Source organism: Actinoplanes sp. GCM10030250, assembly GCF_042666575.1.
Classification (GTDB): Bacteria; Actinomycetota; Actinomycetes; order Mycobacteriales; family Micromonosporaceae; genus Actinoplanes.
On record NZ_JBHTDO010000003.1, the window covers coordinates 238,460 to 254,391 of the forward strand.

Sequence of the window (15,932 nt, forward strand, 5' to 3'; positions counted from 1 at the left end):
GAGATCGCCGGTGTCCCCAACGGGCCGGCGATCACGATAGATTGCGAGTGAGCTTCCCATTACTGAACTTTTTTCAACTCGGCACCGGACCGTCTCACCGGCGCCGGGCGGTCCCGGTGACACAGCGGTGGCGGCCACGTTGAAAGGGTTCACCCATCGGATGGACTGGCTGTGACCCCCACTCAGTTACGTGCCTACTCCGCTGTCGTACGGCTGGGTTCGGTCAAGCAGGCCGCAGCTCAGCTCGAAGTGTCCGAGTCGGCGGTCTCGCTGCACATCGGACAGCTGCGCAAAGAGCTGGGTGACCAGCTGTTCTCGCGTACGGCGGGCGGGCTCGCCTTCACCCCGGGTGGTCTCCGGCTGGCCAGCAGGGCGACGGAGCTCCTCGGCCTGCAGGACATCACGGTTCTCGAGGTGAGCGCGGCCGGGCAGGGCCGCCGGCTGCTGCGGGTCGGCGCGTCCAGCCTGTTCGCCGAGCACGCCGCCCCCGGGCTGATCGAGTTGTTCGCCAGCCGGGCCGCCGACCTCGATCTGGAGCTCAGCGTCCGCAACCCGAGCTCCTTCGTGGAGTCGCTGCTGGAGCGCTCCATCGACATCGCGATCGGCCCCCCACCGGCGGCACCGGACCCAGCCGTGTCCTTCCGGCCCGTCATGTACTACCGGATCGTCACCGTGGCCTCCCCCGACCATCCGCTCGCCGGAACCCAGCCCACGCCCCGCCAGCTGCGGGAACAGACCTGGCTGCTGGGCCCGTCCGCGGTCGCGGGCAGCGGTGCGATCCGGACACTGGTGCGCCGGCTGGGCGTACCCGATGATCGTCAGCAGATTTTTCAGAGCCATGCGGCAGCCCTGGAGGAGGCGAAACGGGGCCGGGGTGTGGCGGCGGCGCTGTCCTTCACCGTGGCGCCGGAGGTGCGTAAGGGTCATCTTGTGCAGTTCTGCGGCCCGCACGCGGGCATCGAGGACGTCTGGCACTCGATCACCCTCGCCGAGCCGGGCACGCCGTCAGCCGCTGGTGAGCTGGCCCGTTTCGCGTCCACACCGCGCGCGATCCAGGCGATGATGCGCGGCACCGGCGTCGCCGTCGCCCGCTTCAAGCCCTCCGTGCACGTGACCCTCTGGAGCTGAACCGGCCACCCGGCGTTGATCGTCCTCCGGAGCTGAACTCCAGCAGATCCCCGGCGACCCTGCCGAGATCACCGAAGGTCGCGGCGGGCAGCAGCCGATCGCAGAAGGGCAGGGCGGCGGCCATCGCCGCCACGCGCGGGGTGAAGCCAGGGGTGCCGGCGCGGGGATTCAACCAGATGATCCGGTACGCACGACGCCGCAACCTGGCCATCACAGCCGCCATCAGCTCCGGTGGGTCGCTGTCCCAGCCGTCCGAGGCGACGATGACGATGCCACCGCGGACCGCGTTGCCGTGATGCGACTCCAGAAGTGCGCCGAGGTTCGAGGCGATCCGGGTTCCGCCGTACCGGTCGGACACCGCGGCGCTCGCCTGCTCGATCGCCTCCCGCGCGGAGGTGCGCCGTAGCGCCGGGGTGAGCCGGGTCAGCGTCGTCGCGAAAGCGAACACCTCAGCGTCCGCCACCACCGTGAACGCCCGCATGAGCTGGAGGTACGCCGCCGCCTGCGCCCGCATCGACTCGCTCACGTCGCAGAGCAGGACAACCCGCCGGGGCCGGGGCTGCGGTCGTTCCCGGACCACGGTGACCACCTCCCACCCGGTACGCCGCGCCCGCGCGATGGTCGGCCGCAACGCGACCCGCCGCCCGGTCGGATCAGCGGCGTGCCGGCGACCGCGCCGCTGCGGCCAGCGGGTGAGAACGGCGCGCAGCGCATCACCGAGTGCCCGCGTCTGTGCCGCGTCGAGCTCCTCGAAGGGCCGATCGGCGAGGGCGGCGAGCGCGCTGGGCCGCAGTTCGGGCAGGCGGAGTTCGGACTCCTCACCGGACTCGTCAGCGCTCACGGCCGGCGGCAGCATCGCCCACGGCAGCCCTCCCCCGGCTGCGGCAGGCTCGTCCGCACCACCCGGTACCGCGACGTGGACACCGTCGTCACGCCTGCTCACCGGACCGGAGGCGCGGTTCAGCGGCAGCGGGGCGGCATCGTCGAAGATCGCGGCGAAGACCCTGTCGAACGCGGCGAGGTCGGCCCGCCTGCGCACCAGCACGACCCGCGCCGTCCAGTAGAGCGTGCTCCGCGACGTGGGCGGGCACACCTGCAGGGCCCGGGCCAGATCGTCGGTCTCGGTGATGCCGGCCGGCACCCCGGCACGCCGCAACCGGGCCACGAACGCGACAGCGAACGCGGCCCGATCGATGCCCCGCAGCAGCACCGGCGTGCTGTCGGCGGTGGATGACGGCACGGCCGGATCGGGGCTGGGTGACGGGGCGGCTGACAACGGTACGGTCGGGTCAGGGCCGGGTGACGGCCCAGATGACGACGGCAGCCACCGCCGCGGCGCCGACGACAACCGGGATCACGCGCTTGTAGACGGAGCTGCCGGCGATGCCGAGCAGGTCGAGGGCTTCGGGCTCCGCGCTGTCGATCGTGCGGGAGGGCGTCGAGGCGGTCCTGGCTTCGACTGCGGCCGGGGTCGCGGCGGCCTTGGTCAGATCGGCGCCGGGGACGTTGAGCGGGGCGATCGGCTCGGGTGTGCCCTCGGCCGTTTCGAGGCGACCGGCAGCCGGTTCGACGACTCCCGCGGACGGGTCCGGGACGACCGGCGGGGCAGCGGAGGTGTCGACGTCCGGTACGCCGGGGGCGACCGCGCCCAGCGCCACGCCGGAGTCGGGCGCGGTGGCGACGGCTGCCGCGGAGACGCCCGACGGCTCGCTGACGACAGCGGCCGGCGTCACGGCGGCAGGTGCGGAGGCGGCAGGTGCGGAGGCGGCAGGTGCGGAGGCGGCAGGTGCGGGAGATTTGTCCGCTGCCAGCATGGTCTCCAGGTTGGTGACGAACTGGGCGAGCAGCTTCCCCGACACCTCCTTGATCATGCCGCTGCCGAACTGCGCCAGCTTCCCGCTGATCTTGAGGTCGGTGTCCACGCTGACCTTGGTGCTGTCGTCGCCGGCGGGCGACAGTACCGCTGTCACCACCGCGGACGCGTTCCCCGCTGACCGGGCGTCGCGGCCCTTGGCGTCGATGACCGCGCGGTAGGCGGAGTCGTCCTTCTCGGTGAACTGGGCGGTACCCGTGAAATCGGAGATCACCGGGCCGACCTTGACCTTCACCTTGCCCTTGTAGACCTCGCCCTCCACCCCGGTGAGCTGGGCCCCGGGCATACACGGGGCGATGCCCTCAAGATCGGTCAGCACCTGCCAGGCCCGCTCGATCGGGGTGTGCACGGTGAACTCGTTGGTGATCTTCATGGGCGGCTCTCCTGAGAAACGGGCTCGGCTGCGGGAACAGGCGCGGCTGCGGGAACAGGCTCGGCTGCGGGAACGGCGTCGGCGACGAGGACCAGGTCGTCGGGGGTCTTGGCGATGGTTCCGATGGTGCGCAGTACGTCGGCGCCGGTCAGCTCGCTGACACCGAGGGCGGCGAGGGCGGACACCCAGTCGATGGTCTCGGCGAGTCCGGGCACCTTGTCCAGGTCGAGGCCGCGCACCCGGCCGATGAACTCGGTGGCGTCGCGGATCAGCGGTGCCGTGGCGGCCGGTACCGAGCGACGGACGATCTCGGCGGCGCGGGCCGGGGCGGGGAACTCGATCCAGTGGTAGAGGCAGCGGCGGCGCAGCGCGTCGTGCAGGTCGCGGCTGCGGTTGGAGGTGAGTACCACTACCGGCGGGCGGGTGGCGGCGAAGGTGCCGAGTTCGGGGACGGTGACGGCGGCCTCGCCGAGGAACTCGAAGAGCAGCGCCTCGAACTCGTCGTCGGCCCGGTCGATCTCGTCGATGAGCAGCACCGGCGGGGTGGGGCCGGCGTGGCGTACGGCCCGCAGGATCGGCCGCTCCTGGAGGAACTCGGTGGTGAACAGGTCCGCGTCGTCGACCGAGGTCCCGCGGGCCTCGGCCAGCCGGATGTGCAGGAGCTGGCGCTGGTAGTTCCACTCGTAGAGTGCCTCGCCGGCGGTCAGCCCCTCGTAGCACTGGAGCCGGATGAACGGGGTGTCGAGCGCCTGAGCGAGGGCCTTGGCCGCGGCGGTCTTGCCGACTCCGGGCTCGCCCTCGAGTAGCAGCGGCTTGCCGAGCCGCAGGGCCAGGAAGATCGCCATGGCGAGGCCGTCGTCGACCAGGTAGTCGACGGCGTCGAGCCGCTCGGCGACAGATTCCGGAGTGTTCACTGTCCCCCATCCGAGCCGGCGAGCAGCCGTTCGTAGTCGTCGCGGGTGTCGACGTCGATCGGCACCGTGCCGTCGGCCGCTACTTCGGTCACCGGGTGGCGGCCGGAGTGCAGCAGCTTCCACACCGCCTTGTCGGCGGGGTGGACGCCGGGCTGGTCGCCGAGGAGCAGGACGAGCCGGTCCGACTCCGGGGGGACACCCATGGCGCTAGGCCGCCGTGAACTTCTTCAGGCAGCCGGGGCAGCAGAACCAGTAGTCCTGGCCGTCCACCACGCCGTGCGGTGTGTCCGGCCCGATCACCACGGTCATCCCGCAGACCGGGTCGATCGCGGTGCGCGGCAAAACGGCGGAGACGGGTGAGGGCGCGGCGGGCGCCTCCGGATCGGGGAACGGGGCCGGCCCGACGGGCAGTGTCGGGCCGGCCACGAACTCCGGTCCGGCCTGGGCGAACGCCGCGGCCTCACCGTGCATGGCGGCCTTGTGCGGTGCGGACTGACGGGGAATGTCCTGGTGCGGGGCCGCGCGCAGGGGGGTCGTCTCAAGCGGGGGCTCGGCGGATCCGGCGGCGAGGCCGCCGACCCGGATCTCCCGGATTATCTCGGCCAGGATCGCGAGGGCGATCTCCTTGGGGGTACGGGCGCCGATGTCGATTCCCGCGTGCGAGTGGATCCTCCCGCGCTCCTCCTCGGTCAGCTCCATCCCGTCGAGCACGACGGCGGACCGCCGGTGGCTGGCGACGAGCGCGATCAGGCCGACGCCCGCGTCCAGGGCGGCCCGGATGGCCAGTTCCTCGTCGCGGCCCAGCCCGGCGACGACGGCCGCGACGGCGCCCTCGCAGCGCCCGGCGGGGGCGAGGTCGAAGTCGAGAAACTCCGCCAGCTCGGCCACGGCGGCGCCGATCGGGGTGTGACCGGTCACCGCGAGCAGCGGTTTCGGCAGTACCGGGCGCAGGAAGATCTCGATGGCTCCTCCGGAGTGGCAGGGGTTGACGACAACGAGCGCACCCGGGGTCTCCGGGAACTCGGCGGAGTCCTCGGGCAGCACCCGCAGCAGGATCGTGTTGCCGTCCCGCAGCGTGTCCAGGGCCGCGGCCCGCACCGACGTCTCCGCGCAGACCCCGCCGACGAAGCCCTCGATGGACCCGTCCGGCAGGATCACCGCGTCGTCGCCGGCCCGGGCGGAGGTGGGTTCCTGCGCCCGGACCACGGTGGCGTGCACGAACGGCCGGCGCGCGTCGGTCAGCTCACGCGCCCGCTCGGTGATGCTCGTCATCCCCACTCCTCAAGCCTGTACGGAAAGCCTGTACGGAAAGCCTGTACGGGCTCCCTAGATCGGCGGGGTTGCCTGGCCGCGCATCGCGTCCCAGACCCGGGACGGGGTGAGCGGCATGTCGGCGTGGCGGACACCGAACGGCTTGAGCGCGTCGACGACGGCGTTGACGATCGCCGGAGGCGAGCCCACGGTGGCCGACTCCCCCACACCCTTCGCGCCGATCGGGTGGTGCGGTGATGGGGTGACCGTGAAGCCGGTCTCCCAGTCGGGCACCTCCAGGGCGGTCGGGATCAGGTAGTCCATCAGCGAGGCGCCGAGGCAGTTGCCGTCCTCGTCGAAGGCGATCATCTCCATCAGGGCCATGCCGACGCCGTCGGTGAGCCCGCCGTGCACCTGCCCCTCGATGATCATCGGGTTGATCCGGGTGCCGCAGTCGTCGACGGCGATGAAGCGGCGGACCTTCACCTCGGCGGTGCCCGGGTCGATGTCGACAACGCAGATGTACGCCCCGTGCGGGTAGGTCAGGTTCGACGGGTTGTAGCAGATCTGCGCCTCGAGCCCGCCCTCCACACCGTCCGGCAGGTCACCGGCGCCGTGCGCCCGGAAGGCGATGTCCTGGATGGTGACCGACTTGTCCGGGTCGCCCTTCACCTGGAAGACGCCCTTCACCCAGTCCAGGTCGGCCACCGACACCTCGAGCATCGCCGAGGCGATCAGCTGCGCCTTGTCGCGGACCTTGCGGGCCACCAGGGCGGCCGCCGCACCGGAGACCGGCGTGGACCGGCTGCCGTAGGTGCCCAGCCCGAACGGGGTGTTGTCGGTGTCGCCGTGCACCACGTCGATGTCGGCCGGCGGGATGCCCAGTTCCTCGGCGATGATCTGGGCGAACGTGGTCTCGTGCCCCTGGCCCTGCGTCTTCACCGAGAGCCGGACGACGGCCTTGCCGGTCGGGTGCACCCGCAGCTCGCAGCCGTCGGCCATGCCGAGGCCTAGGATGTCCATGTTCTTGCGGGGGCCGGCACCGACCGCCTCGGTGAAGAACGCGATGCCGATGCCCATCAGCTCGCCCCTGGCCCGCTTGAGCGCCTGCTCCTTGCGCAGCTCCTCGTAGCCGGCCATCTCCATCGCGAGGCGCATGGTCGGCTCGTAGTCGCCGGAGTCGTACACCCAGCCGGTCTTGGTGGTGTAGGGGAACTGGTCGGGCTGGATGAAGTTCTTCAGGCGCAGCTCGGCCGGGTCCATCTCGAGCTCGTGGGCGAGAACGTCGACGATCCGCTCGACCAGGTAGACGGCCTCGGTGATGCGGAACGAGCAGGCGTACGCGACACCGCCCGGTGCCTTGTTCGTGTAGACCGCTGTCATCTTGCAGTGCGCGGCCTTGAGGTCGTAGCTGCCGGTGAAGACGCCGAAGAAGCCGGCCGGGTACTTCACCGGTGCCGCCGTGCCGTTGAACGCGCCGTGGTCGGCCAGCACGTTCGTACGGATGGCCAGGATCTTGCCCTCGGCCGTCGCCGCGATCTCCGCCCGCATGATGTAGTCCCGGGCGAAACCGGTGCTGATCAGGTTCTCCGAGCGGTCCTCCATCCACTTCACCGGCTTGCCGGTGACGATGGAGCCGACGATCGAGTGCACGTAACCCGGATAGATCGGCACCTTGTTGCCGAAGCCGCCGCCGATGTCCGGCGCGATCACCTGGATCTTGTGCTCCGGAATGCCGGCGACGATCGCGTAGAGGGTGCGGTGCGCGTGCGGCGCCTGGGTGGTCGACCAGAGCCGCAGCTTGCCCTCGACCGGGTCGAAGTCGGCGACCGAACCGCACGTCTCCATCGGCGCGGGGTGCACCCGCGGGTAGACGATGTCCTCCTTGACGATCACGTCGGCGGAGGCGAAGACCCGGTCGGTCTCCTCGGCGTCACCGGTCTCCCAGTCGAAGACGTGGTTGTTCGCCTTGCCCTCGAGGTCGTCGCGGATGATCGGCGCGTCCGGCTCGAGGGACTTGCGGACGTCGATCACCGGGTCGAGCACGTCGTACTCGACGTCGATCAGCTCGAGGGCGTCACGCGCCTGGTAGCGGTCCTCGGCGACGACGAACGCCACCTCCTGGCCCTGGAAGCGCACCTTGTCGGTGGCGAGCACGGCCTGCACGTCGTTGGAGAGCGTCGGCATCCAGGCCAGGCCGAGCCCCTTGAGGGTCTCGCCGGTGACGACGGCCTTGACACCCGGCGAGGCCTCGGCGGCGCTGGTGTCGATGCTGACGATCCTGGCGTGGGCGAACGGCGATCGCAGGATCGCCAGGTGCAGCATGCCGGGCAGCTGCACGTCGTCGACGAACCGGCCGCGGCCGCGCAGCAGCCGGGCGTCCTCCTTGCGCAGCATCCGGCCGAAACCGACCGGCTTCTGGTCGTTGTCCTCGAACTCGGTGAGCTTGACCTGCGATGGTTCCTGCGTCGTGGTCACTGGGCCGCCACCTCTTCCTTGGCCGCCGCCTCTTCCTTGGACGCAGCCTCTTCGTTGGACGCAGCCTCGTGGACAGCCGCCCAGCGGACCGAGCGGATGATCGACGAGTAACCCGTGCAGCGGCAGATCTGGCCGGAGATGGCCTCGCGGATCTCGCCCTCGGTCGGGTCCGGGTTCTTGTCGAGCAGCGCCCGGCAGGTCATCAGCATGCCCGGCGTGCAGAAACCGCACTGCAGGCCGTGGCACTGCCGGAAGCCCTCCTGGATCGGGTCCAGCTCGGCGCCGTTGGCCAGGCCCTCGACCGTACGGACCTGGTGGCCACCGGCCATCGCCGCCAGCACGGTGCACGACTTGACCGGCTCGTTGTCCAGCCAGACCACGCAGGTGCCGCAGTTGCTGGTGTCGCACCCCCAGTGGGTGCCGGTGAGGCCGAGCACGTCGCGCAGGAAGTGCACGAGCAGCAGCCGGCCCTCGATCTCCTTGGTGTACTCGACACCGTTGACGGTGATGGTGACCTGCATCTGCTAGCTCCTCGCCCGTTCCACAGCCTTACGGAGGGTGCGCCGGGTCAGCTCGTCGGCCAGGTGGCGCTTGTAGTCGGCGCTGCCCCGGGTGTCGGTGGCCGGGTCGCAGCTGCGGGCCGCGATCGCGCCGGCCAGCTCGTACAGGCTGTCGCCGGGAACGTTGCCGCGCAGGGCGGCGGAGATCTCCGGGATGCCGGTGGTGTTGGGGCCGACCGCGGCCAGGCCCACCCGGGCGTCGACGATCCGGCCGCCGTCGAGCCACACCGCGGCACCGGCGGAGACCACGGCCCAGTCGCCGGCGCGGCGTTCGACCTTCGCGTACGCGCTCGCCCCGCCCGGTCTTACCGGAATGCGGATCTCGGTGAGGATCTCGTTGTCCGCGACTGCCGTCTCGTACGGCCCGACGTGGAACTCCTCCATCGAGACGACCCGCTCGGCGCCGCCCGGGCCCCGGATGACGCAGCTGGCGTCGAGGGTCGTGCAGACGGCGGAAAGGTCCTCGGACGGGTCCGCCTGGCACAGCGAGCCGCCGAGCGTGCCCCGGTTGCGCACGATCGGGTCGGCGATCACCCGCTCCGCGTCCCGGAAGATCGGGAACACGGCGGCCAGCTCGTCGGACTCCAGCAGCTCACGGTGCCGCGTCATGGCCCCGATCCGCACCTCGTCGCCGCCGAGACGGATGTAGCCGAGCTCGCCGTGAAGATCGTTGATGTCGATGAGATATTCGAAATTGGCCAGCCGGAGCTTCATCATCGGGAGCAGGCTGTGACCGCCCGCCACCAGCCGGGCTGAGCTGCCCAGCCGCTCCAGCAGTCCAATCGCCTGGTCCACGCTCGTGGCGCGCTCGTACTCGAACGGAGCCGGCACCTGCACCCTGCACCTCCAGAATTCGCCGCCGACACTCGCGCGCCCGGTGTCCAATGTCAACAGCGACCTAAGCGTTCTCTTAAGTCGTCGTTGACGGGCCCGCGAAGATCACGGAGGGTGCGGGAATGCGCGACATCGTTGACGGCCTGCTGGCCTGGCGCACCGCGGGGATCCCGTTCGCGGTGGCGACCGTGGTGAGCACCTGGCGGTCGGCGCCCCGGCAGCCGGGAGCGGCGATGGCGGTCAACGCGCACGGTGAGGTGCTGGGCAGTGTCTCCGGTGGTTGCGTCGAGGGTGCCGTCTACGCCGCTGCGACCGAGGTGATCGAGACCGGAAAGGCGCAGAAGCAGACGTACGGCGTGAGCGACGGCGATGCTTTCGAAGTGGGTCTGACCTGCGGCGGGACGATCGAAGTCATGATCCAGCCGGATTCCGCGCTGACCGGCCTGGACTCCGTTCTGTCGGCGCTGGGAGAGGGGCGGCCGGTCGCCGCGGTGAGCGTCCCCGGCGCACAGATGGTCGTCTGGCCGGAGCGGACCGAAGGCACTCTCGGGGACGCCGAGTTGGATCGTAGTGCCGGGCAGCAGGCGGCCGGGATGCTCGCGCACGGGCGCAGTGGGGCCGTGACGGCGTGCGAGCGGGAGGTGTTCGTCCAGTCCTGGGCGGCGCCGGCCCGCATGATCGTGTTCGGGGCCATCGACTTCGCCTCGGCGGTGGCGCGGATCGGCAAGTTCCTCGGCTATCGGGTGACCGTCTGCGACGCCCGGGGCGTGTTCGCCACGCCCGCCCGGTTCCCCGACGTGGACGAGATCGTGGTGGAGTGGCCGCACCGCTACCTGGAGGGCACCGAGGTCGACGAGCGCACCGTGCTGTGCGTGCTCACCCACGACCCGAAGTTCGACGTCCCGCTGCTCGAGGTCGCCCTCCATACCCCCGCCCGGTACATCGGCGCCATGGGCAGCCGCCGCACCTGCGAGGACCGGCTCCGGCGCCTGCGCGAGTCGGGGGTGCCGGAGGAGGCGCTGTCCCGGTTGCGCGCCCCGATCGGGCTGGACCTGGGCGCCCGGACCCCGGAGGAGACAGCAGTCGCCATCGCCGCCGAGATCGTCGCCCTGTCGTGGGGCGGCTCGGGGGCCCCACTGACCGATCTGACCGCCCCGATCCACGGGTCGTGAGCGCGCGGGCAGCTCATTGGCCGGGCGGCGGGGTTTGGCCGGGACGGATCGCCTGGCCGGTCCACTCGTAGTTCGGGGACTTTGCGTGTCTCGTACAAAATACGGTTTTTTGGTCTATTGAAGTTATCCGCGTTTCATCAGGCGTCCTACGGCTGCCATTAGTTCGGAGGCCATTTCGTCGGCGCGGCCTTCTTGGGCGCCCTCGTGCATGCAGTGGCGGGCGTGGCCGTCGAGGAGGCCGAGGGCGACTTTGTCGAGGGCGGCCTGGATCGCGGAGATCTGGGTGAGGATGTCGATGCAGTAGCGATCCTCATCGACCATCCGGTCGATGCCGCGGACCTGGCCCTCGATCCGGCGCAGCCGCGACTGCAGGTTGTCCTTGGTGGCGGTGTAGCCGCGGGTCGGAGCAGGGTTGGTCATGCTCGCCATGATACAACCCCCCGGGGGTATAGCGCGCGTCACAGGCCGAATCGAGTGGTACCCCTGGGGGGTATGTGTATGGTGGGGGCATGAGAACTCCCGTGAAGCTGACCGCCTACGCCCTCGGCCTGGTGCTGGTGTTCGGCGCCGCGGCCGGGGCGGGGCGCGTGCTCGGACCCGACAACGAACCGGCACCGCCGCCCGCACACACCGATGCCCACTCCGATGCCCAGTCCGATGGCCACACCGATGGCCACGCTGGGGAGACGGCGCCGGCGGCGGGCCACCTCCCGGGCGGGCTGCAGGTCACCCAGGACGGCTACCGGCTGACTCCCGTCACCACCCGCCTCAGCACCGGCGCCGCGCAGCCGTTCCAGTTCCGGGTGATCGGGCCGGACGGCAAACCGGTCATCGCCTACACGCCCAACCACGAGAAGGACCTGCACCTGATCGTGGTCCGCCGTGACCTCTCCGGTTTCCAGCACGTGCACCCCACACTCGGCGCCGACGGCACCTGGAGCATCCCGCTCGCTGTGGACGACCCCGGGCAGTACCGGGTGTTCGCCGACTTCCAGCCGACCGGCCACGATCCGCTCACGCTCGGTGTCGACGTACCGGCTGCCGGCGACTATCAGCCGCTGCCGCTCCCGGCGCCGGCGATCGTCGCGGAGGCGGGCGACTACCTCGTCACGATCGGCGGTGACCTGGCCGCGGGCACGTCCTCGCAGCTGACGTTCACGGTGGCCAAGGACGGGCAGACGGTCACCGACCTCGAGCCGTACCTGGGAGCCTTCGGGCACCTGGTCGCGCTGCGTGACGGCGACCTGGCCTATCTCCACGTGCATCCGATCGACGCGAAGAGCCTGGCTTTCGCGGCCGAGGTTCCGTCGTCCGGGGTCTACCGTCTCTACCTGGATTTCAAGCACGACGGGAAGGTGCACACCGCCGAGTTCACCGTCGCCACGCTGGGCGTCGAAGCGCCGAAGCCCACCGAGCAGCCGGGGCACGACGCCGACGGCCACACCCACAACTGAGGAACCTCCGATGACCTTGCAGATCGCACCTCAGCGGATCGAACTGGCAATCGGCGGCATGACCTGCGCCTCGTGCGCGTCCCGGATCGAGAAGAAGCTCAACCGGATGGACGGCGTGACCGCCACCGTCAACTACGCCACCGAGAAGGCCACTGCCGTCGTCGACGGCGATGTCACCGCGGCCGACCTGATCGCCACGGTGGAGAAGACCGGTTACACGGCCGTTCTGCCCACCGTCGACGAGCCCGAGCCGGCGAAATGGGACCCGCTGCGGACCCGGCTCTGGGTGTCGGTCGCGCTGAGTGTGCCGGTCATCGTGCTGGCCATGGTCCCGGCGTGGCAGTTCACCTACTGGCAGTGGCTGTCGCTGACGCTGGCGGCGCCGGTCGTCGTCTACGGCGGGTGGCCGTTCCACCGGGCCGCCGCCGTCAACCTGCGGCACGGCGCGGCCACCATGGACACGCTTATCTCGATCGGCACGCTCGCCGCTTTCGGCTGGTCGCTGTGGGCGCTGTTCCTCGGTACCGCCGGGGAGCCGGGCATGACACACCCGTTCCGCATCGCGATCGAGCGCAGCGACGGTGCCGGCAACATCTATCTGGAGGCGGCTGCCGGGGTCACCACGTTCCTGCTGGCCGGGCGCTATTTCGAGAGCCGGTCCAAGCGGCGGGCGGGTGCGGCGCTGAAGGCCCTGCTCGAACTCGGCGCCAAGGACGTGGCGGTCCTGCGTGACAGCGCCGGGTCCGGGGCCGAAGCCGAGGTGCGGATTCCTATCGGTCAGCTTGCCGTGGGTGACCGGTTCGTGGTCCGGCCCGGCGAGAAGGTCGCCACCGACGGGGTTGTCGAGGACGGCTCCTCGGCGGTGGACCGCAGCATGATCACCGGCGAGAGCGTGCCTGTCGAAATCGGTCCGGGTGATCAGGTGGCCGGTGCGACGGTGAACGCCGGAGGACGGCTGGTCGTGCGGGCCACCCGGGTCGGCGCCGACACCCAGCTGGCGCAGATGGCCCGGCTCGTTGAGCAGGCGCAGGCCGGCAAGGCGGACGTGCAGCGGCTCGCCGATCGGATCTCCGGGGTCTTCGTACCGATCGTCATCGGTCTCGCGATGGCCACGCTCGGCTGGTGGTTCGGCACCGGGGGCGGCTGGACCGCCGCGTTCACCGCCGCCATCGCCGTGCTGATCATCGCGTGCCCGTGTGCGCTCGGCCTGGCCACGCCCACCGCGCTGCTGGTCGGAACCGGTCGCGGCGCTCAGCTCGGCATCCTGATCAAGGGCCCCGAGGTGCTCGAGTCGACCCGGCGCGTGGACACGGTCGTGCTGGACAAGACGGGCACGGTCACCACCGGCACGATGACGCTCGCCGGCGTCGTTCCCGCGCCCGGACAGGACCGGGACGAGCTGGTCCGCCTCGCCGCGGCCGCCGAGACCGGTTCTGAACACCCGATCGCCAGGGCGATCGCCGCCGAGCTGAGCGAGCCGGTCACGGTGAGTGATTTCACCAGCTTCGAGGGCTTGGGGGTACGGGCTACGCACGGCGACCGTACCGTCCTCGTCGGCCGGATGGCTCTGCTCCGTCGCGAGGGCTACGAGGTTCCGGCCTTCATCGAGGAGGCCGTGACGGCCGAGGAGGAAGCCGGGCGCACCGCGATCGTGGCCGGCTGGGACGGCGCCGCCCGTGGTGTCCTGTCGGTCGCCGACGCGATCAAGCCGACGAGTGCGGCGGCGGTCGCCGGGCTGCGCCGCCTCGGACTGCACCCGGTGCTGCTGACCGGCGACAACGAGACGGTGGCCCGGGCGGTGGCCGCCGAGGCGGGCATCGGTGAGGTGATCGCCGGGGTGCTGCCGGCTGACAAGGTGGACGTCGTGAAGCGGCTCCAGGCCTCCGGCAAGGTGGTCGCGATGGTGGGTGACGGGGTGAACGACGCGGCGGCGCTCGCTCAGGCTGATCTGGGATTGGCCATGGGCACGGGTACTGACGTGGCGATCGAGGCGTCCGATCTGACGCTGGTTCGCGGTGATCTGACGGCGGCGGTGGACGCCATCCGTCTCTCCCGGCGCACGCTGGGCATCATCAAGGGGAACCTGTTCTGGGCGTTCGCGTACAACGTGGCCGCGCTGCCGCTCGCCGCCGCCGGCCTGCTCAACCCGATGATCGCCGGCGCCGCGATGGCCTTCAGCTCCGTCTTCGTCGTCGCCAACAGCCTCCGCCTGCGCCGCTTCCACCCGGTTACCTGAGGCCCCAGCGATCTTGGACATCTGAGCCGGTCATGGGCGGCTCAGATGTCCAAGATCTATAGCGTGCGGTCGAGGGGTCAGTCGAGGACGGCCGTTACCGTGCCTGCCGCGACGGTGCGGTTGCCCTCGCGGACGGCGAAGCCGAGGCCCGCCTCCAGGGCGATCTCCTTGCCCAGCGTCACGGTCACCTCCTCACACGTGTCGCCGGGCATGACCAGGTCACGGTCACCAAGGTCCATCCCGCCGGACACGTCGGTGGTGTGGAAGTAGAACTGCGGCCGGTAGTCCGCGGCGAACGGCGTGTGCCGGCCGCCTTCCTCCTTCGTCAACGCGTACATCCGGGCCTGGAAGACCCGGTGCGGCCGCACGCTGCCGGGCGCGGCAACCACCTGGCCGCGCTGCACCTGCTCGCGCTTGATGCCGCGCAGCAGGACAGCGGCGTTGTCGCCGGCCTGCGCCGACTCCAGCACCTTGCCGAACATCTCCAGGCCGGTGGCGACGCTGGCGACGGTCGGGCCGAGGCCCACCACCTCCACCGGCTCGCCGGCGCGCAGCTCGCCGCGCTCCACCTTGCCGGTGACCACGGTGCCGCGGCCGCTGATCGACAGCACGTTCTCGATCGGCATCAGGAACGGCTCACCGAGCTCGCGGGGTGGCACCGGCACGTACTCGTCGACCGCGTCGAGCAGGTCCACGATCGAGCCCACCCAGTGCGGGTCACCCTCGAGGGCCTTGAGCGCGCTGACGCGCACCACCGGGACGTCGTCGCCGGGGAAACCGTACGCGCTGAGCAGCTCACGAACCTCCAGCTCGACCAGGTCGAGCAGCTCCGGGTCGTCCACCGCGTCGCTCTTGTTGAGGGCGACCACCAGGTACGGCACACCGACCCGCTGGGCGAGCAGCACGTGCTCACGGGTCTGCGGCATCGAACCGTCCTGCGCCGAGACGACCAGGATCGCACCGTCGACCTGCGCCGCCCCCGTGATCATGTTCTTCACGTAGTCGGCGTGACCGGGCATGTCGACGTGGGCGTAGTGGCGGTTCGGCGTCTCGTACTCGACGTGGGCGATGGTGATCGTGATCCCGCGCGCGGCCTCCTCCGGGGCCTTGTCGATCCCCTCGAACGCGACGTACCGGTTGGAGGCCGGGTCGCGGTCGGCGAGAACCTTGGTGATCGCGGCGGTCAGGGTCGTCTTGCCGTGGTCGACGTGACCCATCGTGCCGATGTTGACGTGCGGCTTGCTGCGGACGAACTGGCTCTTGGCCATCGTTGATCAATCCTCACTGGATGCGAGGCACAGGGGTGTCGCACGTCCCGATGCCATCCGGGGCGTGCCAGAACCGCGCACGGAGCAGCCACCCTTCCCCTGGGTTCTGCTGCTGGTGGGGAAGGGTCAGAGTCGCGTATCGACGCCGGTGCGGGTGGGTCCCGAGGCGGCCACGGATCCTGAAGCGGCCACGGATCCCGAGGCGGCCACGGATCCCGAGGCGGCCACGGATCCCGAGGCGGCCACGGATCCCGAGGCGGCCACGGATCCCGAGGCGGCCAGGGTGGAGGTGGGCCGCGAAGTGATCTCGGTGGGGAGAAGCGCGCACGCGGGAGCGGCCCCGAAGGGCTGCTGCAGACCGGGCGCGGTGAACATGCGGCAAGAGTAGCGA

Annotated in this window: 14 protein-coding genes; 4 read left to right on the forward strand and 10 right to left on the reverse strand. The window is 70.7% G+C overall.

Annotation, left to right across the window (positions count from 1 at the left end; translation table 11 throughout):
* Positions 1–171 precede the first annotated feature (171 nt).
* Positions 172–1,128 carry a LysR family transcriptional regulator gene (locus ACFQV6_RS06745; RefSeq protein ID WP_378026464.1) on the forward strand — a complete coding sequence of 319 codons (957 nt, stop codon included), beginning with the start codon at positions 172–174 and terminating at the stop codon, positions 1,126–1,128.
* On the opposite strand, the gene ACFQV6_RS06750 is transcribed toward ACFQV6_RS06745, so the two are convergent.
* The 8 genes from ACFQV6_RS06750 to ACFQV6_RS06785 are packed head-to-tail and all read right to left on the reverse strand — an operon-like array spanning position 1,094 to position 9,408.
* Complete coding sequence (locus tag ACFQV6_RS06750; protein ID WP_378026465.1) at positions 1,094–2,368, reverse strand: VWA domain-containing protein; 1,275 nt, start codon at positions 2,366–2,368, stop codon at positions 1,094–1,096. The genes ACFQV6_RS06745 and ACFQV6_RS06750 overlap by 35 nt on opposite strands.
* A gap of 49 nt (positions 2,369–2,417) precedes the next feature.
* A complete protein-coding gene (locus tag ACFQV6_RS06755; protein ID WP_378026466.1) occupies positions 2,418–3,374 on the reverse strand; it encodes an SRPBCC family protein in 957 nt (318 codons plus the stop codon).
* A complete protein-coding gene (locus ACFQV6_RS06760) occupies positions 3,371–4,288 on the reverse strand; it encodes an AAA family ATPase (RefSeq protein ID WP_378026467.1) in 918 nt (305 codons plus the stop codon). The genes ACFQV6_RS06755 and ACFQV6_RS06760 overlap by 4 nt, the downstream gene beginning before the upstream one ends.
* Positions 4,285–4,491 (reverse strand): hypothetical protein, encoded by a 207-nt coding sequence (locus ACFQV6_RS06765; protein ID WP_378026468.1) that lies wholly within the window; start codon positions 4,489–4,491, stop codon positions 4,285–4,287. Before ACFQV6_RS06765 ends, ACFQV6_RS06760 begins: the two co-directional genes overlap by 4 nt.
* 4 nt (positions 4,492–4,495) lie before the next feature.
* A complete protein-coding gene (locus ACFQV6_RS06770; protein ID WP_378026469.1) occupies positions 4,496–5,560 on the reverse strand; it encodes an XdhC family protein in 1,065 nt (354 codons plus the stop codon).
* A 54-nt stretch (positions 5,561–5,614) separates the two neighbouring features.
* Entirely contained in the window at positions 5,615–8,017 is a 2,403-nt protein-coding gene (locus tag ACFQV6_RS06775) for an aerobic carbon-monoxide dehydrogenase large subunit (RefSeq protein ID WP_378026470.1), read from the reverse strand.
* The gene (locus tag ACFQV6_RS06780; protein WP_378026471.1) at positions 8,014–8,538 is read right to left on the reverse strand and encodes a (2Fe-2S)-binding protein; all 525 of its coding nucleotides are present in this window, start codon (positions 8,536–8,538) and stop codon (positions 8,014–8,016) included. Before ACFQV6_RS06780 ends, ACFQV6_RS06775 begins: the two co-directional genes overlap by 4 nt.
* 3 nt (positions 8,539–8,541) lie before the next feature.
* Complete coding sequence (locus ACFQV6_RS06785) at positions 8,542–9,408, reverse strand: FAD binding domain-containing protein (RefSeq protein ID WP_378026472.1); 867 nt, start codon at positions 9,406–9,408, stop codon at positions 8,542–8,544.
* Between the two features lie 125 nt (positions 9,409–9,533).
* Between ACFQV6_RS06785 and ACFQV6_RS06790 the strand changes: the two genes are divergently transcribed.
* Positions 9,534–10,583, forward strand: coding sequence for an XdhC family protein (locus tag ACFQV6_RS06790; RefSeq protein ID WP_378026473.1), 1,050 nt, complete (start codon positions 9,534–9,536; stop codon positions 10,581–10,583).
* Positions 10,584–10,706: 123 nt separating this feature from the next.
* Here ACFQV6_RS06790 and ACFQV6_RS06795 read toward each other — a convergent pair whose 3' ends face one another.
* On the reverse strand, positions 10,707–11,003 hold the full coding sequence (locus tag ACFQV6_RS06795) for a metal-sensitive transcriptional regulator (protein ID WP_378026474.1): 297 nt from the start codon (positions 11,001–11,003) through the stop codon (positions 10,707–10,709).
* Between the two features lie 89 nt (positions 11,004–11,092).
* Between ACFQV6_RS06795 and ACFQV6_RS06800 the strand changes: the two genes are divergently transcribed.
* Both ACFQV6_RS06800 and ACFQV6_RS06805 read left to right on the forward strand, forming a co-directional pair.
* Complete coding sequence (locus tag ACFQV6_RS06800; RefSeq protein ID WP_378026475.1) at positions 11,093–12,037, forward strand: hypothetical protein; 945 nt, start codon at positions 11,093–11,095, stop codon at positions 12,035–12,037.
* A gap of 10 nt (positions 12,038–12,047) precedes the next feature.
* Complete coding sequence (locus tag ACFQV6_RS06805; protein WP_378026476.1) at positions 12,048–14,273, forward strand: heavy metal translocating P-type ATPase; 2,226 nt, start codon at positions 12,048–12,050, stop codon at positions 14,271–14,273.
* 77 nt (positions 14,274–14,350) lie between these two features.
* Here ACFQV6_RS06805 and tuf read toward each other — a convergent pair whose 3' ends face one another.
* Positions 14,351–15,541, reverse strand: a complete 1,191-nt coding sequence (gene tuf, locus ACFQV6_RS06810; protein WP_378026477.1) for an elongation factor Tu — start codon at positions 15,539–15,541, stop codon at positions 14,351–14,353.
* Positions 15,542–15,932: the final 391 nt, after the last annotated feature.